The organism is Microbacterium galbinum (assembly GCF_023091225.1).
In the GTDB taxonomy this organism is placed as follows: domain Bacteria; phylum Actinomycetota; class Actinomycetes; order Actinomycetales; family Microbacteriaceae; genus Microbacterium; species Microbacterium galbinum.
Genome location: NZ_JAHWXM010000001.1, coordinates 1,307,379 through 1,328,939, shown reverse-complemented (window position 1 = coordinate 1,328,939; position 21,561 = coordinate 1,307,379). Strand labels below are relative to the sequence as shown.

16 protein-coding genes and 1 tRNA gene are annotated in these 21,561 nt (G+C 67.8%); 14 read left to right on the top strand and 3 right to left on the bottom strand.

Annotation, left to right across the window (positions count from 1 at the left end; translation table 11 throughout):
• Positions 1-7 precede the first annotated feature (7 nt).
• From KZC52_RS06445 to rpoC, 8 genes are all read left to right on the top strand, one after another.
• The gene (locus tag KZC52_RS06445) at positions 8-871 is read left to right on the top strand and encodes a MurR/RpiR family transcriptional regulator (protein ID WP_247623220.1); all 864 of its coding nucleotides are present in this window, start codon (positions 8-10) and stop codon (positions 869-871) included.
• A gap of 154 nt (positions 872-1,025) precedes the next feature.
• A complete protein-coding gene (locus KZC52_RS06440; protein ID WP_247623219.1) occupies positions 1,026-2,699 on the top strand; it encodes an ABC transporter substrate-binding protein in 1,674 nt (557 codons plus the stop codon).
• A 118-nt stretch (positions 2,700-2,817) separates the two neighbouring features.
• Positions 2,818-3,822, top strand: a complete 1,005-nt coding sequence (locus tag KZC52_RS06435; RefSeq protein WP_247623218.1) for an ABC transporter permease — start codon at positions 2,818-2,820, stop codon at positions 3,820-3,822.
• 34 nt (positions 3,823-3,856) lie between these two features.
• Positions 3,857-4,807 carry an ABC transporter permease gene (locus KZC52_RS06430; RefSeq protein ID WP_247623217.1) on the top strand — a complete coding sequence of 317 codons (951 nt, stop codon included), beginning with the start codon at positions 3,857-3,859 and terminating at the stop codon, positions 4,805-4,807.
• Positions 4,804-6,495, top strand: a complete 1,692-nt coding sequence (locus tag KZC52_RS06425; protein WP_247623216.1) for an ABC transporter ATP-binding protein — start codon at positions 4,804-4,806, stop codon at positions 6,493-6,495. Before KZC52_RS06430 ends, KZC52_RS06425 begins: the two co-directional genes overlap by 4 nt.
• Before the next feature lie 47 nt (positions 6,496-6,542).
• Entirely contained in the window at positions 6,543-7,148 is a 606-nt protein-coding gene (locus tag KZC52_RS06420) for a hypothetical protein (protein ID WP_247623215.1), read from the top strand.
• A 219-nt stretch (positions 7,149-7,367) separates the two neighbouring features.
• Positions 7,368-10,868 carry a DNA-directed RNA polymerase subunit beta gene (gene rpoB / locus KZC52_RS06415; protein WP_247623214.1) on the top strand — a complete coding sequence of 1,167 codons (3,501 nt, stop codon included), beginning with the start codon at positions 7,368-7,370 and terminating at the stop codon, positions 10,866-10,868.
• An 81-nt stretch (positions 10,869-10,949) separates the two neighbouring features.
• A complete protein-coding gene (rpoC, locus tag KZC52_RS06410; protein WP_247623213.1) occupies positions 10,950-14,825 on the top strand; it encodes a DNA-directed RNA polymerase subunit beta' in 3,876 nt (1,291 codons plus the stop codon).
• A gap of 79 nt (positions 14,826-14,904) precedes the next feature.
• Here the strand turns inward: rpoC and KZC52_RS06405 are convergent, their stop codons facing one another.
• Positions 14,905-15,501: a hypothetical protein gene (locus KZC52_RS06405; protein WP_247623212.1), complete on the bottom strand. Its 597-nt coding sequence runs from the start codon at positions 15,499-15,501 to the stop codon at positions 14,905-14,907.
• Between the two features lie 75 nt (positions 15,502-15,576).
• Here KZC52_RS06405 and KZC52_RS06400 point away from each other — a divergent pair, with 75 nt between their 5' ends.
• Together KZC52_RS06400 and KZC52_RS06395 are read left to right on the top strand one after the other, a co-directional pair.
• Entirely contained in the window at positions 15,577-16,503 is a 927-nt protein-coding gene (locus KZC52_RS06400; RefSeq protein ID WP_247623211.1) for a carbohydrate kinase family protein, read from the top strand.
• A gap of 86 nt (positions 16,504-16,589) precedes the next feature.
• Positions 16,590-16,674 (top strand) — tRNA-Tyr (locus tag KZC52_RS06395).
• A gap of 97 nt (positions 16,675-16,771) precedes the next feature.
• Here the strand turns inward: KZC52_RS06395 and KZC52_RS06390 are convergent.
• Together KZC52_RS06390 and KZC52_RS06385 are read right to left on the bottom strand one after the other, a co-directional pair.
• The gene (locus tag KZC52_RS06390) at positions 16,772-17,143 is read right to left on the bottom strand and encodes a hypothetical protein (RefSeq protein WP_247623210.1); all 372 of its coding nucleotides are present in this window, start codon (positions 17,141-17,143) and stop codon (positions 16,772-16,774) included.
• 299 nt (positions 17,144-17,442) lie between these two features.
• Positions 17,443-18,201 (bottom strand): SDR family NAD(P)-dependent oxidoreductase, encoded by a 759-nt coding sequence (locus KZC52_RS06385; protein WP_247623209.1) that lies wholly within the window; start codon positions 18,199-18,201, stop codon positions 17,443-17,445.
• A 49-nt stretch (positions 18,202-18,250) separates the two neighbouring features.
• Here KZC52_RS06385 and KZC52_RS06380 point away from each other — a divergent pair, with 49 nt between their 5' ends.
• From KZC52_RS06380 to KZC52_RS06365, 4 genes are all read left to right on the top strand, one after another.
• Positions 18,251-18,742 carry an FBP domain-containing protein gene (locus KZC52_RS06380; protein WP_247623208.1) on the top strand — a complete coding sequence of 164 codons (492 nt, stop codon included), beginning with the start codon at positions 18,251-18,253 and terminating at the stop codon, positions 18,740-18,742.
• Between the two features lie 45 nt (positions 18,743-18,787).
• Positions 18,788-19,585 carry an enoyl-CoA hydratase/isomerase family protein gene (locus tag KZC52_RS06375; protein ID WP_247623207.1) on the top strand — a complete coding sequence of 266 codons (798 nt, stop codon included), beginning with the start codon at positions 18,788-18,790 and terminating at the stop codon, positions 19,583-19,585.
• Positions 19,586-19,704: 119 nt separating this feature from the next.
• Positions 19,705-20,748 carry a hypothetical protein gene (locus tag KZC52_RS06370; RefSeq protein WP_247624767.1) on the top strand — a complete coding sequence of 348 codons (1,044 nt, stop codon included), beginning with the start codon at positions 19,705-19,707 and terminating at the stop codon, positions 20,746-20,748.
• On the top strand, positions 20,745-21,548 hold the full coding sequence (locus KZC52_RS06365) for an inositol monophosphatase family protein (RefSeq protein ID WP_247623206.1): 804 nt from the start codon (positions 20,745-20,747) through the stop codon (positions 21,546-21,548). The genes KZC52_RS06370 and KZC52_RS06365 overlap by 4 nt, the downstream gene beginning before the upstream one ends.
• The last annotated feature ends 13 nt before the right edge of the window (positions 21,549-21,561 follow it).

Sequence of the window (21,561 nt, the reverse complement as noted above, 5' to 3'; positions counted from 1 at the left end):
GCGCACGATGGACGACGACGTTCTCGCGCTGGTCCGCCGCTCGGTCCCCAAGCTGAGCGCGGCCGAGACGCGCGTGGCCGAGCGGATCCTCGACGACCCGATGCTCGTCGTCGAACTCGCGATCACCGATCTCGCCGAATTGTGCAGTACCTCGCTGTCGACCGTCGCGCGCTTCGCGCAGTCGCTGGGCTTCAGCGGCTACCGCGAGCTGCGCGTGGCGGTCGCGCGCTCGGTGACGCTGGCCCAGGCGCAGCAGGCGCGCTTCGGGTTGGATTCGACGACGATCTCGGCTGACGACGGCCCCGCCACGATCGCTGCGAAGCTCGCGGCCCAGCAGATCGACGCGATCGAAAAGACAGCCCACGGGCTCGATGCGGCGACCCTGGATCGGGCGGCGCGGGCCCTCGTCGATGCCCGCCACATCGACCTCTTCGGCCAGGCGGCCTCGTCGCTCGCCGCGCAGGATCTGCAGCTCAAGCTCTCGCGCATCGGCAGCGCGGTCTCGCACTCGGCCGATCCGCACCTGGCGCTGACCGCGGCCGCGTTGCGCACGTCGGACGACGTGGCGGTCGCCTTCTCGCACAGCGGCGAGACGGTCGAGACGCTGCGTGCGCTGGAGGTGGCGAGGGATGCCGGTGCGCTCACCGTCGCGGTGACCGGTGTCGCCGACTCCTCGCTCGCGCGGACCGCCGAGCTCGTGCTCCTCACGCACGCCTACGAGTCGCCTTTCCGGATGGCGGCGATGTCGAGCCGGATCGCGCAGCTGGCCCTCGTCGACGTGCTCTTCGTGCGCGTCGTGCAGCACCGCGGCGAGCCCGTGTCGATCCCGCTTCGGCTCACGCACGACGCCGCGGTGCACCACCGGCGCTGAGACCGGGGTCCGGAGATCGCGATACCGGATCGCAACACTGTCGTAACGCGAGAGTCTTGGCATACCAACATCCACTGAGTAGCGTCGAGGGAATCACCATGCGGGCGACGATGCTCGCATGCGCAGCGAAACGCCCCACAGGGAAGGTTCATCCATGCACCAGTCACCACTTCGACGACGCGGTCTCGTCGCCATCACGGGGGCGACGATCGCCGCCCTCGCCCTCGCGGGTTGTGTCGCGAGCGAGCGCGGCGACAACGATTCGGAAGGGTCCGGCGACGTCGACGGCACCTTCGTGTTCGCCGCATCGTCCGACCCGGCCAGCCTCGACCCCGCGTTCGCGCAGGACGGCGAGAGCTTCCGCGTCTCCCGGCAGATCTTCGAGGGTCTCGTCGGCACCGAGCCGGGAACGGCCGACCCCGCGCCGCTCCTCGCCGAGAGCTGGGAGTCGTCGGAGGACGGCATGAGCCACACCTTCACCCTCAAGGAGGACGTGACCTTCCAGGACGGCACGCCGTTCAACGCCGAGGCCGTCTGCGTCAACTTCGACCGCTGGTACAACTGGACCGGTCTCGCGGCCTCCGAGGCCTTCGGCTACTACTACAACAAGCTCTTCAAGGGCTACGCCGACACCGCGGCGGATGCCGTGTACAAGTCGTGCACGCCCGACGGCGACTACTCCGTCACGATCGAGCTGAACAAGCCCTTCGCCGGTTTCGTGGCCTCGCTGTCGCTGCCGTCGTTCGCGATGCAGAGCCCCTCGGCGATGCAGGAGTTCGGCGCCGACGAGGTGGGCGGATCCGCCGAGGCTCCGCAGCTCTCGGAGTACGCCATGGGCCACCCGGTCGGCACCGGTCCCTACTCCTTCGAGGAGTGGGCACCGGGCGAGCAGGTCACGCTCAAGGCCTATGACGGCTACTGGGGTGACGCCGGACAGATCGACGAGATCATCTTCCGCACGATCGACGACCCGACCGCTCGCCGCCAGGCGCTCGAGTCCGGCTCGATCGACGGTTACGACCTCGTCGGCCCGGCCGACACGAAGGCTCTCGAGGACGACGGCTTCACCATGGTGTCGCGCCCGCCGTTCACGATCCTCTACCTGGCGTTCAACCAGGCGATCCCCGAGCTGCAGGACCCGAAGGTCCGTGAGGCGCTGTCGTACGCGGTCGACAAGGACGCGCTGATCAGCCAGGTGCTCCCCGAGGGCACCGAGAAGGCCATCGAGTTCGTGCCCGAGGTCGTCAACGGCTACAACCCCGATGTCACCACCTTCGACTACGACCCCGAGAAGGCCAAGGAGCTGCTGGCCGAGGCCGGCTACGACGAGGCCAACCCGTTGAAGCTCACCTTCAACTACCCGGTCAACGTCTCGCGTCCGTACATGCCGGACCCCGAGCAGATCTTCACGGTGCTCTCGTCGCAGCTCGCAGACGTCGGCGTCGAGACCACCCCGGTCTCGGAGGAGTGGGTCGAGTACCTCGACCGCACCACCGGCACGTCGGACCACGGCATCCACCTCCTCGGGTGGACCGGTGACTACAACGACACCGACAACTTCGTCGGCGTCTTCTTCGGCCAGCAGAGCTCCGAGTGGGGCTTCGACAACCCCGAGCTGTTCCAGAAGCTGAACGAGGCGCGCGGCGTCTCGAACCTCGAGGACCAGACGGCTCTGTACGAAGAGATCAACGAGATGGTCGCGCAGTTCATCCCCGGTGTTCCGCTCGCCCACCCGGCGCCCACGCTGGCGTTCGATCCGCGCGTCGAGAGCTACCCGGCCAGCCCGGTGAACGACGAGGTCTTCACGGACATCGTCCTCACCAAGTAGGCCCGACCGACGCGCACCCTTCGTCTCGTCGCTCCGCTCCTCGCTCAGGGACCGGCCTCCCGGTCCCTGAGCGAGCGGAGCGAGACGAAGGGTGTGCGCCCGATCTACGGAGATCTCTGTGCTGCGCACCATCGGCGGGCGACTGCTGTTCCTCATCCCCACTCTGATCGGCCTCAGCATCCTGCTGTTCGCCTGGGTCAGAGCCCTCCCCGGCGGCCCGGCCGTCGCCCTTCTCGGTGAGAAGGCGACCCCCGAGGCCATCGAGAGGGTCAACGAACTCTACGGATTCAACAAACCGCTCATCGAGCAGTACTTCGTCTGGGTGACGAGGCTGCTCCAGGGCGACTTCGGCACCTCGATCCAGACCAACCGGCCGGTCGTCGAGGAGTTCTTCCGCCGCTTCCCGGCCACCATCGAGCTCAGCGTCGTCGCGCTCATCTTCGCGGTCGGCGTCGGCATCCCGCTCGGCTACTGGGCCGCGCGCCGCCACGGCAAGTTCAGCGACCACGCCTCGGTCGTGCTGAGCCTGATCGGCATCACGATCCCGGTGTTCTTCCTCGCGTTCATCCTGAAGTACATCTTCGCCGTGCAACTGGGCTGGCTGCCCTCCGACGGCAGGCAGAATCCGAGGATCGACGCCACGCATCCCACGGGCTTCTACGTGTGGGACGGTCTCATCACGGGCGAGTTCGATGCCGCGTGGGACGCGATCCTGCACCTGATCCTCCCGGCTCTGGCGCTGGGCACGATCCCGCTCGCGATCATCGTGCGCATCACGCGGGCGAGCGTGCTCGAGGTGCAGAACGCCGACTACGTGCGCACCGGGCGGGCGAAGGGCGTCGGATCGTCGACGCTCCGCAACCGCTTCATCCTGCGCAACGCCATGCTGCCCGTCATCACGACGATCGGTCTGCAGACCGGTCTGCTCATCTCGGGGGCGGTGCTCACCGAGACGGTGTTCGCCTTCCCGGGGATCGGGTCCTTCCTGGCCCGGGCGATCTTCACCCGGGACTTCCCGGTGCTGCAGGGCTTCATCATCTTCATCGCGATCGCGTACGCGCTGATCAACCTCGCGGTGGACGTCTCGTACAGCTTCATCGACCCGAGAGTGAGGGTCCAATGACGACCATCACCGGCATCCGGAAGGGGGCGATGTCATGAGCGTCGCACTCCCACCCGCCCAGGGCGGCGGCGTGATCGACACCGTCGCGATCGCCCAGGCCGGCATCAAGGAAGGGCCCGGCGGGTTCTGGCGCGACGTCTTCCGACGTCTGCGCCGCAACCCCACGGCGTGGATCGGCGCGATCATCGTGCTGCTGTTCCTCCTCGTGGCGGGCCTCGCCCCGCTGCTCGCCCCGTATCCCGAGACCGCGCTCCCCGGGGCGAAGTTCATCACCCCGACCTACATCCCGGGACCGGGGGAGCTGCCGCAGTTCCCGCTCGGCCTGGATCGGTTCGGCGGCGACGTGCTCTCGAAGCTGATCTGGGGTGCGCGGGCGTCGCTGCTCGTCGGCGTCATCTCCACCGCGATGGGACTCGTCGGCGGCATGCTGCTCGGTCTCCTCGCCGGTACCTTCGGCGGCTGGGTCGACACCGTGATCATGCGCTTCGTCGACATCATCCTCTCGGTGCCGAACCTGCTCCTCGCGGTCTCGATCGCGGCGATCCTCGGCCAGACGCCGTTCGCGGTGATGATCGCGATCGGTGCCTCCCAGGTGCCGATCTTCGCCCGCCTGCTGCGCGCCTCGATGCTGCAGCAGCGATCGAGCGACTACGTGCTCTCGGCGCAGACCCTCGGTCTCGGTCGGGGGCGCATCACGATGTCGCACGTGCTGCCGAACGCGATCGGTCCCGTGATCGTTCAGGGCACGCTCACGCTCGCGACCGCGGTGATCGACGCCGCAGCGCTCTCGTTCCTCGGTCTCGGCGGCGGTCGCCCCGAGACGGCCGAGTGGGGTCGCATGCTCACCTACGCGCAGGCGGAACTCTCGATCGCGCCGTGGCTGGCCTTCCTGCCCGGTATCTGCATCGCGGTCACCGCGCTGGGCTTCACCCTGTTCGGTGAGGCGCTGCGCGAGGCGATGGACCCGAGGACGCGTGCCCGATGAACGCCCAGGAGAACACGATGAACGACACCCCGCTCCTCTCCGTCGAGGGGCTCGCGGTCGACTTCACCACCATGGACGGCGTCGTGCACGCCGTCGAGGGGGTCGACCTCGAGATCTCGCCCGGTGAGACGGTCGCGATCGTCGGCGAGTCCGGTTCGGGCAAGTCGACGACCGCGATGGCCATCATCGGCCTCCTCGCGGGAGGTGGCAGGGTCGCCAGCGGCAGCATCCGTCTCGACGGGCGCGACATCGCGCACGCCGGCGAGAACGAGCTCCGCACGATCCGCGGGCGCGACATCGGTCTCGTCCCGCAGGATCCGATGTCGAACCTCAACCCGGTCGCGAAGGTCGGCACCCAGGTCGCCGAGACGTTGCTCGCGCACGGTCTCGCCACGCGGCAGAACGTGCAGCAGAAGGTCGTCGAGGCGCTCACCGCCGCGGGCCTGCCCGATCCCGAGAAGCGGGCGAAGCAGTATCCGCACGAGTTCTCGGGCGGAATGCGGCAGCGCGCGCTGATCGCGATCGGCCTCGCCTGCAAGCCGCGTCTGCTGATCGCCGATGAACCGACGAGCGCGCTCGACGTCACGGTGCAGCGCACGATCCTCGATCAGATCGGTGCGATGACGCGCGAGCTCGGCACCGCCGTGCTGCTCATCACGCACGACCTCGGTCTCGCCGCCGAGCGCGCGGAGCGCGTCGTGGTGATGCACCGCGGCAAGGTGGTCGAGCAGGGCCCCGCCCGCCAGATCCTCGAGGATCCGCAGCATCCGTACACGCAGTCCCTCGTGAAGGCCGCCCCCTCGGTGGCGGCCGCGCGCCTGCGTCCGGAGGCCTTCCAGGTCGAGGAACGAGCGGATGCCGCGGCCGACGCGTCCGTGGATTCCGGTTCCGCTGCGAAGGCCGACCACATCGTCGAGATCGAGGGCCTCACCAAGGTGTACCCGGTGCGCGGACGCGGCGAAGATTTCGTCGCGGTCAACGACGTGTCGCTCGCGATCCCGCGCGGCGAGACGGTCGCGATCGTGGGGGAGTCGGGGTCGGGCAAGACGACGACGGCGCGGATGCTGTTGAAGCTGATCGAGCCGACCAGCGGTCTGATCCGCTTCGAGGGCAAGGACGTCGCGTCGCTCAGTCGTGCCGAGACGCGCGACTTCCGCCAGCGCGTGCAGCCGATCTTCCAGGATCCGTACTCCAGCCTGAACCCGATGTTCACGATCGAGCGTCTGATCGCCGAGCCCCTCGAGTTCTACCGCCGGGGGAGCGGCGCCGAGCGTCGTGCGCGCGTGCGCCAGCTGCTCGACGACGTGGCGCTGCCGCAGTCGATGCTCGGGCGGTATCCGTCGGAGCTGTCGGGCGGTCAGCGCCAGCGCGTCGCGATCGCCCGTGCACTCGCGCTCTCGCCCGACCTCATCGTGTGCGACGAGCCGGTCTCCGCCCTCGACGTGCTGGTGCAGGACCAGATCCTCACCCTGCTCGGCGACCTCCAGAGCGAGTACGGGCTCAGCTATCTCTTCATCTCTCACGACCTCGCCGTGGTGCGTCTCATCAGCGATTACGTGTGCGTGATGAAGGACGGCAGCCTGGTCGAGGCCGCATCGTCGGAGGAGATCTTCACGAACCCGCGCGATCCGTACACGCGTCGTCTGCTCGCCTCGATCCCCGGGAACGAGCTCGACATCGCGTCGTGAGGGGCGGGCGGCCGGCGATGTCGCAGGCAGTGGATAGCATGTGACGCATGCGTACTCCTCTTCGATCCGCTGCCCTGCTCGTCGCCGCCGCCCTCACCCTCACCGGGTGCTCGACGCTCATCCCGACCCCGCAGGAGACGAGCGGGTCCTCGTCCGAGGTCGAGGCGGAGGAGACGACGGCGGGCGAACTCGACGCAGCGCCCGCGACGGGAGCCACGATCGCCGGTGACGGCTACACGTTCATCGCGCCCGCGGGGTGGGAGGACCCGCAGCAGGAGATCCCCGGGTTCGATCCCGACAGCTTCGCCGCCGATCTCCAGGACGCCGACGGGTTCGCCGACAACGTGAACGTGCTCAAGTCCCCGGTCGGCGTCGTCACGCCCGACCAGGTCGAGACGCTGGGGTTGAAGGAACTCGAGACGGTGGGCGCCACCGACGTCGTCGTGCACGACCGCGTCGTCGTCGCGGATTCCGAGTCCGCGCACATCTCGGCGGCCATGTCGAGTGAGGGCGTCTCCTACGTCGTCGACCAGTACTACGTCAGCAGCGCCGACCAGACCTACGTCGTGACGTTCTCCTTCAGCGACACGGTGCCGGCGGCCGAGCGCCAGCAGACCGCAGAGTCGGTGCTCGTCACCTGGACCTGGGTGTGATGCTCGCCACACCGCGCTGACGGATGCCAATACCGCAGCATCCGATATTGGTCAAGGACTCCACTTGCCATGTCGCAGATTCGTGTCTATAGTTAGTAGTTGCGCTCGCTTCTCCATGCCCTCATATGGTGGTCGGCATTTCGTTGAGCTTCTGAGCGCACACTCCACCTGACGACAAAGGAATCGAGAAGCCCTGCGGGGCTCACGGAGGTTATTCCCTTGGCTGCTGCTCGCAACGCATCCACATCCACCACCACCAAGAACGGACGCGGAGCTTCCCGCCTCTCGTTCGCCAAGATCTCCGACACGCTGACGGTCCCCGACCTTCTCGCCCTCCAGACCGAGTCCTTCGGCTGGCTCGTCGGTAACGACGACTGGAAGGCCCGCGTGGCCGAGGCCAAGAAGGCCGGCCGCACCGACGTCAACGAGATCAGCGGTCTCGGCGAGATCTTCGAGGAGATCTCCCCGATCGAGGACCTCGGCGAGACGATGCAGCTCTCGTTCACGAACCCGTACCTCGAGCCCGAGAAGTACTCGATCGAGGAGTGCAAGGAGCGTGGCAAGACCTACGCCGCTCCGCTGTACGTCGAGGCCGAGTTCATGAACCACCTCACCGGTGAGATCAAGACCCAGACGGTCTTCATGGGCGACTTCCCGCTCCAGACCGGCAAGGGCACGTTCATCATCAACGGCTCCGAGCGCGTCGTCGTCTCGCAGCTGGTGCGTTCGCCCGGTGTCTACTTCGACAAGACGCCCGACAAGACGTCCGATAAGGACATCGTCTCGGCGCGCGTGATCCCGAGCCGCGGTGCATGGCTCGAGTTCGAGATCGACAAGCGCGACCAGGTCGGCGTGCGCATCGACCGCAAGCGCAAGCAGTCGGTGACCGTCTTCCTCAAGGCCCTCGGCATGACGAGCGAAGAGATCCTGGCGGAGTTCGCCGGCTTCACCTCGATCGAGGAGACGCTCGCGAAGGACACCATCGTCACGAAGGAAGATGCGCTCCGCGACATCTACCGCAAGCTGCGTCCGGGCGAGCAGGTCGCCGCCGAGGCCGCCCGCGCGCTCCTCGACAACTTCTACTTCAACCCGAAGCGCTACGACCTGGCGAAGGTGGGTCGTTACAAGATCAACCACAAGCTCGGTCTCGACGCGCCGCTGACGGACTCGGTCCTCACGGTCGAAGACATCGTCGCGACGATCAAGTACCTCGTGCGCATCCACGCGGGCACCGAGACCTTCTCGGGCATCCGTGGCGGCAAGAAGGCCGAGATCCGTCTCGCGACCGATGACATCGACAACTTCGGCAACCGTCGTATCCGCGCGGTCGGCGAGCTGATCCAGAACCAGGTCCGCACCGGTCTGTCGCGCATGGAGCGCGTCGTCCGCGAGCGCATGACCACGCAGGACATCGAGGCGATCACGCCGCAGACCCTGATCAACGTGCGCCCCGTCGTCGCCGCGATCAAGGAGTTCTTCGGAACGTCGCAGCTGTCGCAGTTCATGGACCAGAACAACCCGCTCGCGGGTCTGACCAACAAGCGTCGTCTCTCGGCGCTCGGCCCGGGTGGTCTCTCGCGTGACCGCGCCGGCGTCGAGGTCCGTGACGTCCACCCGTCGCACTACGGCCGCATGTGCCCGATCGAGACCCCGGAAGGCCCGAACATCGGTCTGATCGGTGCTCTCGCGACGTTCGCGCGCATCAACTCGTTCGGTTTCATCGAGACCCCGTACCGCAAGGTCGAGGGTGGCGTCGTCACCGACCAGATCGACTACCTCACGGCTTCCGAAGAGGTCGACTTCAACATCGCGCAGGCCAACGCCCCGCTCGATGCCAAGGGTCGCTTCCGCGAGAGCCACGTCCTCGCGCGCCCCAAGGGCGGTAGCGGTGAGGTCGACCTCTTCCTCCCGGAGGAGATCGGCTACATCGACGTCTCGCCGCGCCAGATGGTGTCGGTTGCGACCTCGCTCGTGCCCTTCCTCGAGCACGATGACGCGCAGCGCGCCCTCATGGGCGCCAACATGCAGCGTCAGGCCGTGCCGCTGCTGCGCAGCGACTCGCCGCTCGTCGGAACCGGTATGGAGGGCTACACGGCCATCGACGCCGGTGACGTGATCACCGCCGAGAAGGCCGGTGTCGTCTCCGAGGTCTCCGCGGACCGCGTCGTCGTCATGCTCGACGAGGGCGGCACGCAGGAGTACCACCTGCGCAAGTTCGACCGCTCCAACCAGGGCACCTCCTACAACCAGAAGGTCGTCGTCACCGCCGGCGAGCGCATCGAGGTCGGAGAGGTCATCGCCGATGGCCCCGCCACCGAGAACGGCGAGCTGGCCCTCGGAAAGAACCTCCTCGTCGCGTTCATGACGTGGGAGGGCTACAACTTCGAGGACGCGATCATCCTGAGCCAGGACCTGGTGAAGGACGACACCCTCTCCTCGATCCACATCGAGGAGTACGAGGTCGACGCGCGCGACACCAAGCTCGGCAAGGAGGAGATCACCCGTGACCTCCCCAACGTCAGCCCGGAGCTGCTCAAGGACCTCGACGAGCGCGGCATCATCCGCATCGGTGCCGAGGTCCGCCCCGGCGACATCCTCGTCGGCAAGGTCACGCCGAAGGGCGAGACCGAGCTGTCGGCCGAGGAGCGTCTGCTCCGCGCGATCTTCAACGAGAAGAGCCGCGAGGTCCGCGACACGTCGCTGAAGGTTCCCCACGGTGAGCAGGGCACGATCATCGCCGTCAAGGAGTTCAACGCCGAGGACGGCGACGACGAGCTCGGCTCGGGCGTCAACCGCCGCGTCGTGGTCTACATCGCCCAGAAGCGCAAGATCACCGAGGGCGACAAGCTCGCCGGCCGTCACGGCAACAAGGGCGTCATCGCGAAGATCCTCCCGATCGAGGACATGCCGTTCCTCGCGGACGGAACCCCGGTCGACATCGTCCTGAACCCGCTCGGCATCCCGGGTCGAATGAACTTCGGCCAGGTGCTGGAGACCCACCTCGGGTGGATCGCCAAGCAGGGCTGGAAGGTCGAGGGCACCCCCGAGTGGGCCGTGCGTCTGCCGGAGCAGGCTTTCGAGGCCGCTCCCGGTACGAAGGTCGCGACCCCGGTGTTCGACGGCGCGTCGGAGGAGGAGATCTCCGGTCTCCTCGACTCGACGCTCCCGACGCGCGACGGCGTTCGCCTGATCGACTCGTCCGGAAAGACGCAGCTGTTCGACGGCCGCTCCGGTGAGCCGTTCCCGGCGCCGATCTCGGTGGGCTACATGTACATCCTGAAGCTGCACCACCTGGTCGACGACAAGATCCACGCACGTTCCACGGGTCCGTACTCGATGATCACCCAGCAGCCGCTCGGTGGTAAGGCGCAGTTCGGTGGACAGCGCTTCGGTGAGATGGAGGTGTGGGCCCTCGAGGCCTACGGCGCCGCGTACGCCCTCCAGGAGCTCCTCACCATCAAGTCCGACGACATCCTCGGCCGCGTCAAGGTCTACGAGGCGATCGTCAAGGGCGAGAACATCCAGGAGCCCGGCATCCCCGAGTCGTTCAAGGTGCTCATGAAGGAGATGCAGTCGCTCTGCCTGAACGTCGAGGTCCTCTCGGCCGACGGCACGCTGGTCAACCTCCGCGACACCGACGACGAGGCGTTCCGCGCCGCGGAAGAGCTCGGTATCAACATCTCCAGCCGCTTCGAGGCCGCCTCGATCGACGAGATCTAATCCTTCGGACGGGCCCGGGACGCAACTCCCGGGCCCCCCGAAGCAGACTTCTCAAAAAGAATTTCCGACACAGGAGAACTAGTGCTCGAGTCCACAACTTTCGATGAGCTTCGCATCGGCCTGGCGACCGCAGACCACATCCGCGCGTGGTCCTACGGCGAGGTCAAGAAGCCCGAAACCATCAACTACCGCACCCTGAAGCCCGAGAAGGACGGCCTCTTCGGAGAGCAGATCTTCGGACCGTCCCGCGACTGGGAATGCGCCTGCGGAAAGTACAAGCGCGTCCGCTTCAAGGGAATCGTCTGCGAGCGCTGCGGCGTGGAGGTCACCAAGAGCTCCGTCCGTCGTGAGCGCATGGGTCACATCGAGCTCGCCGCTCCCGTCACCCACATCTGGTACTTCAAGGGTGTTCCCTCGCGTCTGGGCTACCTGCTCGACATGGCGCCGAAGGACCTCGAGAAGGTCATCTACTTCGCCGCGTACATGGTCATCTCGGTCGACGAGGATGCTCGTCACCGCGACCTGGGCACCCAGGAGAACAACGTCCGTCTCGAGCTGAAGACGCTCGGCGACCGCCGTGACTCCAAGATCGCCGAGCGCCTCGCTCGTCTCGAGGAGGAGCTCGCCGCTCTCGAGGCCGAGGGTGCCAAGGCCGATGCCAAGAAGAAGGTCAAGGACGCCGCCGAGAAGGAGATGTCGCTCATCCGCAAGGGTGCCGACGAGGCGATCGCCAAGCTCGAGCGCGTATGGGAGGACTTCCGCACGCTCGAGGTCGGCGCACTGCGTCCCGAGGACGACGTCTTCCACGAGCTGCAGGACCGCTTCGGTCAGTACTTCGAGGCCTACATGGGTGCCGAGTCGATCCAGCGTCGTCTCGCCGCCTTCGACCTCCAGGCCGAGGCCGAGAACCTGCACCTGCAGATCGCCGAGGGCAAGGGCCAGCGCAAGATCCGTGCGATCAAGCGTCTCAAGGTCGTCAACTCGTTCCTCGAGACCGGCATGAGCCCGGCCGCGATGGTCCTCGACGTCGTCCCGGTGATCCCGCCGGAGCTTCGTCCGATGGTGCAGCTCGACGGTGGCCGCTTCGCGACCTCCGACCTGAACGACCTGTACCGCCGCGTGATCAACCGCAACAACCGTCTTCGTCGTCTGATCGACCTCGGTGCCCCCGAGATCATCGTCAACAACGAGAAGCGCATGCTGCAGGAGGCCGTCGACGCTCTGTTCGACAACGGTCGCCGTGGTCGTCCCGTCACCGGTACCGGCAACCGCGCCCTGAAGTCCCTCAGCGACATGCTGAAGGGTAAGCAGGGTCGTTTCCGCCAGAACCTGCTCGGAAAGCGCGTCGACTACTCGGGCCGTTCGGTCATCATCGTCGGACCGCAGCTCAAGCTGCACCAGTGCGGTCTGCCCAAGCAGATGGCTCTGGAGCTCTTCAAGCCGTTCGTCATCAAGCGCCTGATCGACCTGGGTCACTCGCAGAACATCAAGGCCGCGAAGCGCGCCGTCGAGCGCACGCGTCCCGAGGTCTGGGACGTGCTCGAGGAGATCATCCGCGAGCGTCCCGTGCTGCTCAACCGTGCGCCCACGCTGCACCGTCTCGGCATCCAGGCGTTCGAGCCGCAGCTCGTCGAGGGTAAGGCCATCCAGCTGCACCCGCTCGTCTGCGCGGCGTTCAACGCCGACTTCGACGGTGACCAGATGGCCGTGCACCTGCCGCTGTCGGTCGAGGCTCAGGCCGAGGCCCGCGTGCTGATGCTCGCGTCGAACAACATCCTGAAGCCGTCCGACGGCCGCCCGGTGACCCTGCCTTCGCAGGACATGATCATCGGTCTGCACCACCTGACCACGGTCAAGGAGGGCGCAGCCGGTGAGGGCCGTGCATTCGGTTCGGTCGGCGAGGCGATCCTGGCGAAGGACGAGGGAACCCTCGACCTGCAGGCCAAGATCCGCATCCGCATCCCGGGTCTGACGTTCCTCGAGGGCGAAGCGCCCGAGGGCTACGAGCGTCACGGTCTCGTGGACGCCTCGCTGGGTCAGGCGATCTTCAACGACGCGCTGCCGAAGGGCTACCCCTTCGTCCGCGAGCAGGCCGACAAGGGCAAGCTGTCGCAGATCGTCAACAAGCTGGCCGAGGAGTACCCGAAGGTCGAGACGGCTGCGTCGCTGGACCGCATTAAGGACGCCGGTTTCTACTGGGCCACGCGCTCCGGTGTGACCGTCGCCCTGAGCGACATCCTGACGCCGCCGAACAAGGCCGAGATCGTCGCGGGCTACGAGAAGCAGGCCGCGAAGGTCCAGTCCCAGTACGAGAAGGGCCTCACGACCGACGCCGAGCGTCGCCAGGAGCTCATCAAGATCTGGACCGAGGCGACCGACGAGGTGCAGGCCGCGATGAAGGCGCACTTCCCGGAGGACAACACCATCAACCGCATGGTGTCCTCGGGCGCCCGTGGTAACTGGCTGCAGATCCGCAACATCGCGGGTATGCGTGGTCTGGTGAACAACCCCAAGGGTGAGATCATCCCGCGTCCGATCATCTCCTCGTACCGCGAGGGTCTGTCGGTGGCGGAGTACTTCATCGCGACGCACGGTACCCGTAAGGGTCTGGCCGACACCGCTCTGCGTACCGCCGACTCGGGTTACCTGACCCGTCGTCTGGTGGACGTCTCGCAGGACGTCATCATCCGCGAAGAGGACTGCGGCACGTCGAAGGGCCTCGAGCTCCCGATCGCCGCTCCGAACTCGCAGGGTGAGCTCGTGCGCGATGCGAACGTCGAGAACTCGGTGTTCGCCCGTACGCTCGCCTCGGGTGTCGTCGACAGCAAGGGCGAGGTCCTCGCCGACGCCGGTGACGACGTGGGTGACGTGCTCATCGACAAGCTGGTCGCGGCGGGTGTCGAGACCATCAAGGTGCGCTCGGTCCTGACCTGCGACTCCGCCGTCGGTGTCTGCGCTCAGTGCTACGGCCGTTCGCTGGCGACGGGTAAGACCGTCGACATCGGCGAGGCCGTCGGCATCATCGCGGCCCAGTCGATCGGTGAGCCCGGTACCCAGCTGACGATGCGTACCTTCCACACCGGTGGTTCCGCGTCGGCAGACGACATCACGCAGGGTCTTCCCCGTGTGCAGGAGCTGTTCGAGGCTCGTACCCCCAAGGGTGCGTCGCCGATCGCCGAGGCCGATGGCCGCATCACGATCGACGAGACGGACAAGGCCAAGAAGGTCATCCTGACGCCCGACAACGGCGACGAGCCGGTCATCTACCCGGTTCTGCGTCGTGCGACGCTCCTGGTCGAGGACGGACAGCACGTCACGGTCGGTCAGCCGATCCTGGTGGGCACGCTCGACCCCAAGGAGGTCATGCGTGTCATGGGTGCCCGCGAGGTGCAGCGTTACCTCGTCAACGGCGTCCAGGGCGTGTACCGCTCGCAGGGTGTGCCGATCCACGACAAGCACATCGAGGTCATCGTCCGCCAGATGCTCCGCAAGGTCACCGTCGTCGATCACGCCGACACGACCCTGCTGCCGGGTGAGATGGTCGACCTCAAGCGCTACCAGGCGATCAACCGCGAGGCCGTGGCCGAGGGCAAGCGCCCCGCGTCGGGCCGTTCGGAGCTGATGGGTATCACGAAGGCGTCGCTCGCGACGGAGTCGTGGCTGTCGGCCGCCTCCTTCCAGGAGACGACCCGCGTGCTCACCGAGGCTGCGATGCAGGGCAAGCGCGACCCGCTGGTCGGTCTCAAGGAGAACGTCATCATCGGAAAGCTCATCCCCGCCGGAACCGGTCTCTCGAAGTACCGCGACGTCACGGTCGAGGCCACGGAAGAGGCCAAGAGCGAGCGCTACCCGAACCGGATCTTCGCATCCGACGGGGCGTACGCCGACGGTGACTTCGGTTACGTCGACTTCGACGCGTTCTCGACGGACGACATCACGCCCGGTACGTACAACTGAGTGTGAGTGAGTGAACGAAGGCCCCGGGGTTCTCCCCGGGGCCTTCGTCGTACCCGCCGGCATCCGAGCGGGCGGATGCCTAGTCGAAGATGCTCGCGATGATGCTGGCCGTGTAGCCGGTGGGCGCGAGGTTGGAGTACTGGGTGTCGATGAGGATGCCGTCGCGCCAGAAGAGGGTGCGCCCGTCGGTCACGGGGTATTGCTCGTTCTGCCAGGTCTTCTCGCAGCGGGTACCGCCGTCGGGCGTGAAGCAGCTGAAGCCCTCGGTGTCGGCGAGGTTGTTGAGCAGGTCGAGCGCGGGTCCGCGGTTCATGCGCTCGATCGTCGTGACGAGGCCCGTGGTGTCGGCGCCGGGGTCTCGCCAGATGCAGGTGAGGGTTCCGTTCGGGCCGACGCCCGACGGTCCGAATGCGGCGTCGTTGAGCGGCGTCTCGCCGAGCTGCGACAGCACGTCTTCCGAGAGGATCGCGCGGCAGTCGGTCGGCAGCGCCACGGCGGCGGCGGTGGGTGTCGGCGACGGGGTGGGGGAGGCGGATGCCGACTCGGTGGGCGATCCCGATTCCGAGGGCGATGGAGAGGCGGAGGAGCCCCCGTCGCCGTCGGAGGCGGCGCCGCAGCCCGTGAGGCCGGCGATGAGCAGGAGGGCCGCGACGGCGGCAACGGAGCGTGCCTTCATAGCCACACCGTACTCCTCGGTCATCCCGAGCCGTGCGAGCGGACGATGACGGCGGGGCGCGGTAATGTCGGGCGGGTGAGCACAGACACTTCTTCCCGATCCGCGGTCGTCATCGGAGACGCCCTGATCGACGAGATCCGCGACGAGACGGGCATCCGCGAACTGGTGGGTGGCGCCGCGCTGAACGTGGCCGTGGGCCTGCGCAGGTTGGGGGTGCCGACGACGCTGATCGCCATGGTGGGCGACGATGCGGCCGGCGCGCACATCCGCGAGTACCTCGACGACCACGGAGTCACGCTGATCGCCGAGCCGGCCCCGCACGGCTCCTCGCGCGCGATCGTGCAGCGCTCGGCCGGTGGAGAGCCGGAGTACGTCTTCAACGAGGCGGCGCAGCGGCGCAGCATCCGCTATTCGGATGCCGCGCGGCAGGCGATCGCCGACTCCGATCTCGTGGCGATCAGCTGCTTCCCGTTCGATGTTCCGGCCGAGGTCGACGCGCTGGCGGATGCCGTCGGCGACGCGCGCCTCGCGATCGATCCCAACCCGCGCGCGGGCATGCTCAGCGACCGGGAGGAGTTCGTGCGCGGCTTCGAGCGCCTCGCCGCGGCGACCGAGATCGTCAAAGTGGGCGCCGATGACGCGACGCTGCTGTACGACGGCGACCTCGACGCGCTGCGCGTGCGTCTGCGCGGTCTCGGCGTGCGCGCGGTGCTGGCGACAGCGGGCTCGGAGGGCGCGGTGATCGAGACGGATACCGCGACGATCTCCGCGCCGATCGCGACGCTGCCGGGGCCGATCGTCGACACGGTTGGCGCGGGCGATGCGACCCTCGCCGCCGTCGCTGCGGGGCTGGTCGGAGCACGTCCTCAGGCCGCAGGCGAGTGGCAGGCGCTGCTGCATCGGGCGATGGACATCGCGGCGGCCACGTGCCGTGCCGAGGGCGGTCTGCTGCGCACTCCCGAGTCGCTCGCGGAGTCGGCGCGCGGCGTGCAGGGCAGCTGACAGCTCGATTTCATCCACCGGCGTTCGACGGGTACTATAAATACTCGTGCCCCCGGTTGGCTGTTCAAGTTGGACGGGTGCGCTCTGGCGAGTTACCCAAGCGGCCAAAGGGATCTGACTGTAAATCAGACTGCACTGCATTCGGGGGTTCGAATCCCTCACTCGCCACCAGAAGGTGTTCACATCCGAACGCCTGGATTAGAAGAGCCGCCGCAAGCTGGCGGCTTTTCTCGTTCCCGGGCTCAGCTGCGAGTGTCGACGAGCGTGCTCACTTCTGCGGCGGAAGGATGAAGGACGTCTCGTAGGCGAAGACCTCGCCGTTGAGATCGCCGACGCTCGTGATCGTGTACGGGCTGAGGTTCAGCGTGTCACCGACGTAGAGACCGGCCAGGTAGGCCTGATAGGTCGGATCCACCGAGTGGACGCTCCCGCGCCGCACGGCGTTGAGAGCTTGCAGGGAGTAGAAGCCGACGCAGAGGCGTTCGAGGATCGCATCGACGTAGTCGCCGGAGGCGACTTCGTAGGAGGCGAGGGTGCCGTCAGCGGCGTACTCCACCGTGCCGTTCGCGCCATCGCGGGGGCCGTAGTCGTGAACGTTGGAGTACAACTCCACATTGAGCGGCTCACCGGTGGTAATCATGCCGTCCCCTCCCGAAGGGATGCAGTCCGGCTCGGATTTCGGCGTCGACACAGGAGCCGGGGGTGTCGTCGGCTCGGATGCCGATTCCACGGCCAACTCAGTTGCGGCGGGCGACTCGAGCGCGTCCGGGCTCGGAGCGGTGCATCCGGCCAGAACTGCGGCAGACAGGACACACGCGAGCGTTCCTCGCGTCGCCCGGGTGATTCGTTGCGCCACTCCTGAATTGTGGTGTCCGGTCGTCCCTTGTGTCTGTCCTCCCTTCGGCGGACAGAGACAAGAAACGGCGTTTCGCATGACGCTCACCGCAAGTAAGAAGCCCCGTTGAGGTCGAGCACCGCACCCGACGCCCACTGCGCCTCGGGAGAGGTGAGGTAGACGACCGCGGCGGCGACCTCCTCGGGCGTGCCGACGCGGCCGAACGGGCTCTGCGCGCGCACGGAATCACCTTCGGCGCCGGCGAGCTTCGACTGCTGCCGTTCGGTCCCGACGAAGCCGGGGGAGACGGTCGCGACGGCGATGCCGTGCGGAGCCAGCGCGACGGCCAGCGACTGGCCGAGCGCGTGCAGTCCCGCCTTCGCCGCCCCGTAGGCGGGGAAGTCGGGTTCGCCGCGGTCGGCGCCGCGTGAACCGATGTTCACGATCGATCCGTCGGCACCCGCGCGGATCAGCGCGTTGGCGACGAGATAGGAGACGTTCGCGGCGGCGCGGAGGTCGACGTCGAGCATCCGCGTCCATGTCTCCCGCCAGGTGGCGTAGTCCACGGCATCCACCCGATGGAAGGTCGCCGGGCTCGGCGCGATCGCCGCATTGTTCACGAGCACGTCGATGACCCCGAGCGCCGCGGTCGCCTCATCGACGATGGCCGCGGCAGCCGTCGGATCTGAGAGATCGCCGCCCACCAGGTGATGGCCGTCGCCGTGCAGCAGGGCGAGCGTCTCGGCGGCGGAATCCCGGTCGCTGCCGTAGTGCACCGCGACGCGATCGCCGCGCGCGCTCAGCGCGATCGCGGTGGCCCGGCCGATGCCGCGGGATGCTCCGGTGACGAGTGCGTGTGCCATCCCGCCACTCTACGAGCCGTTCCCACCCGCGACTTCCTAGACTGGGACGATGCGAGCGCTCACCGAAGCAGACGTCCGGGCATCGTTCGTCAATGCGGATGCCGACGAACTCCGGGTCATGGAGATGCCGCACGACTTCGTGCTGGTCGACTGGGACTACCTCGACTTCTTCGCGTGGCGCGATCCGGGCGCCGGCCGCCGCGGGTACGTGCTGATCCCGCACGACGGCGAGATCGTCGGCATCGTGCTGCGCGCTTCCGACCCGGGGCGCGGCCGATCGGGCATGTGCGACATCTGCCGCACCATGCAGCCGGGCAACCAGGTCACGCTGTTCTCGGCGCGACGGGCGGGGGAAGCGGGGCAGCGGGGCGACTCGTTCGGCACCTACATCTGCGCGGACCTCTCGTGCCACGAGAACGTGCGGCTCGCACACCCGCTCGCGCCGAACGAGGTCCTGGCCGACGGGCAGGTCGACTTCCGCCTCGACGGCACCCGCCGCCGCATGGAGGCGTTCGTCTCGCGGGTGTGGCAGTACGCCTGACCGCGATTACGCTGGACGCAACGTCCTGTGCTCGAAGGAGAAGCCATGAGCGATGCCATCCTGTTCTCGGTCGATGAGGGGATGGCTCGGCTCACGCTGAACCGCCCGGCTCGGCTCAACGCCTTCAACGCCGATCTCGCGCACGCGTGGCGCGACGCCACGGGCGAGGCGACGTCGCGTTCTGATGTGAAGGCGATCCTGATCGATGCGGCGGGGCCCGCATTCTGCGCCGGCGGTGACGTGATCGACATGGCGACCACGATGGGGTCGGGCGATGAGATCACGGCCCTGGCAGAGGTCATCAACACCGGCATCCGCTCGCTGACGGAATCGTCGGTGCCGGTCGTCGCGGCCGCGCACGGCACGACCGCGGGCGGAGGGCTCGGAATTCTGCTCAGCAGCGACTACGCGGTGGTCGGCTCGCGATCGCGGCTCGGCAGCCTCTACGCGAACATCGGCCTCACCCCCGACCTGTCGGTCTCGGCGCAGCTCGCCCGAGCGGTCGGGCAGCGACGTGCACTGCAGCTGGTGCTGCAGGATCGCCTCCTCACCGCCGACGAAGCGGTGGAGTGGGGCCTCGCGGCCGAGACGGTGACGGGCGAGGACTCGGCGGCCGAGGCCGCCCTCGTGCGGGCTCGCGGTGAGGAGATCGCCCGCTTCTGGCTCGCCGGTGCCGCGGATGCCTACGGGCAGGCGAAGCACCTGGTGCGCGCGCAACCCGAGCGCACCTTCGCCGAACAGCTGACCGCGGAGGCGCTCTCGATCGGCGCCGCGATGCAGACGCCCGACGCGCAGGCACGGATCGCCGAGTTCGCCGCCGCGTCCGCGAAGAAGGCCGGCTGACCCGGACTGCACCGACGTCGGCTTTCGGATGCTTGTGCACATCCGGGGCGTCGGGGCAGTGCCCGCGCCTGCTCGCATGGCAGGATGAGGGGCAACGCCGCTAGAGGGGGAGGGTCGTCATGTCCCAGCCGGAGACCGTGACCGAAGAGAAGAAGAACATGTCGCTCCTGATCAGGGGAGCGATCTGGATCGCCATCGGGGCTCTGATCGCCGCAGCGCTCGTCTGCGTCGTGTGGGTGCTGATCGGTGACCAGGACGGCCTGATCGGCCGGGCATTCCTCACGATCCTGCTGTTCGCCGGATTCGCGGGCATCGCGATCCTCGAGGCGGGACTCGCACCCAAGCGCCCCGACTGGCTGGCGCTCACCAGCATGGTCACCTGGATCATCGCGCTGATCGTCGGTGCCTTCAAGATCTGGCTGCCCGAAGACGACTACTACTTCAACGGAGCGGCGCGGTTCTTCCAGCTGCTCCTCGTGGTCGGCATCCTGCAGCTCGCGCTGCTGCACGTGCGCCTCTTCACCCCGGCTGCACAGCGCCACCCCACCACGTTCAACCGGGTGATCTACATCATCACGGTCGTGTTCCTCGGCGGCCTCGTGGCGATGCTCGTGTTCTACCTGACTTTCCCCGACGCGTTCGAGTACGTCGAGCTCTACTGGCGGATCGTCGTCGCGTTGACGATCCTCGCCGCCGTCGGAACGACGCTCGTTCCTCTGCTCAACGCGCTCTTCGCTCCGAAGAAGCCCGCGCAGCAGGCGCCTCCGGCGAGCGCGTTCCTCTCGTGGCCGACGTTCGCCGACGGTGTGACCCCGCTGCCCGCACTGCCCGATGGCAGCCCCGACTGGAACGCCTACTACACGGGACAGCCCACGGCCTACGTGCCGCAGGCTGCGCTCCCGGCGACGTCGTTCCCGGTGGCTCCCGAGCCGCAGGCTCCCACGGTTCCCGGAGTTCCTCCGGTGCCGACCGCTCCCGCCGAACCCGGATTCGCGTACCCGAGCGCGCCCCCGCAGCCTGCCCCTCCGCAGGCAGCGCCGCCGCAGCCCGCGCCCCCTCAGTCCGCACCCCCGCAGTCGGCGCCCTCGCAGTCGGCGCCCTCGGCTCCGCACACGCAGGAAGCCTTCCCGCCGCCGCCTCCCGCCCCGCGTCCTCCGCAGTGAGCGGCGAGATCGAGGTTGAGCTCGCCGAGCTCGCGCAGGAGATCGCCCGCGAGGCCGGCGCGCTCGCGCAGCGCCGTCGCCGCGAGGGTGTCACGCTCGCGGCGACCAAGACCACGCTGGCCGACATCGTCACCGAGGCCGACCGCGAGGTCGAGGCCCTGATCCGCACCCGGCTCGACGCGGCGCGGCCGGGTGACGGGTTCCTCGGCGAGGAGTCCGAGGCGGCGCAGGGCGAGACCGGCATCACGTGGGTCGTCGACCCGATCGACGGCACCGTGAACTACGCCACCGGCATCCCCGCCTACAATGTCAGCATCGCCGCCGTGCGCGGAACGGCAGACCCGGCGAGCTGGGAGCATCTCGCCGGAGTCGTGTTCGCACCCGCGCTGAGTGAGCTGTTCTCCGCCGCGCGCGGGCACGGGGCCTGGCTGGGCGACCAACGACTCGCGGTCACCGACGAGACACCCGCAGGCGCGTTGCTGGCGACGGGCTTCGGATACGACCCGGCCACGCACGACGGCGACATCGAGACGGTGAGGCGCGTGATGCCGATCGCGAGGGACCTGCGGCGGATGGGAGCGGCGGCCCTCAACCTCGCCTATGTCGCCGCCGGACGCCTCGACGGATACTTCGAGCGCGGTCTGAAGCCCTGGGATTTCGCGGCCGGGGCACTGCTCGTCCGCGAGGCCGGAGGCGAGGTCTCCCGCTTCGACGTCGACACGGCGCGCCCCCTGATCGTCGCCGGCGGGAGCGCCGTCCATGCGCGCCTGATCGAACGGATCGGCGCGAAAGATGAATGACTCATGGCTTTCC

Excerpts from the sequence above, each read along its gene's own strand:
- KZC52_RS06445 (WP_247623220.1), top strand. The coding sequence starts at position 8 with ATGGACGACGACGTTCTCGCGCTGGTCCGCCGCTCGGTCCCCAAGCTG.
- KZC52_RS06440 (WP_247623219.1), top strand. The coding sequence starts at position 1,026 with ATGCACCAGTCACCACTTCGACGACGCGGTCTCGTCGCCATCACGGGG.
- KZC52_RS06430 (WP_247623217.1), top strand. The coding sequence starts at position 3,857 with ATGAGCGTCGCACTCCCACCCGCCCAGGGCGGCGGCGTGATCGACACC.
- KZC52_RS06425 (WP_247623216.1), top strand. The coding sequence starts at position 4,804 with ATGAACGCCCAGGAGAACACGATGAACGACACCCCGCTCCTCTCCGTC.
- KZC52_RS06420 (WP_247623215.1), top strand. The coding sequence starts at position 6,543 with ATGCGTACTCCTCTTCGATCCGCTGCCCTGCTCGTCGCCGCCGCCCTC.
- KZC52_RS06405 (WP_247623212.1), bottom strand. The coding sequence starts at position 15,501 with ATGAAGGCACGCTCCGTTGCCGCCGTCGCGGCCCTCCTGCTCATCGCC.
- KZC52_RS06390 (WP_247623210.1), bottom strand. The coding sequence starts at position 17,143 with ATGATTACCACCGGTGAGCCGCTCAATGTGGAGTTGTACTCCAACGTT.
- KZC52_RS06385 (WP_247623209.1), bottom strand. The coding sequence starts at position 18,201 with ATGGCACACGCACTCGTCACCGGAGCATCCCGCGGCATCGGCCGGGCC.
- KZC52_RS06380 (WP_247623208.1), top strand. The coding sequence starts at position 18,251 with ATGCGAGCGCTCACCGAAGCAGACGTCCGGGCATCGTTCGTCAATGCG.
- KZC52_RS06375 (WP_247623207.1), top strand. The coding sequence starts at position 18,788 with ATGAGCGATGCCATCCTGTTCTCGGTCGATGAGGGGATGGCTCGGCTC.
- KZC52_RS06370 (WP_247624767.1), top strand. The coding sequence starts at position 19,705 with ATGTCCCAGCCGGAGACCGTGACCGAAGAGAAGAAGAACATGTCGCTC.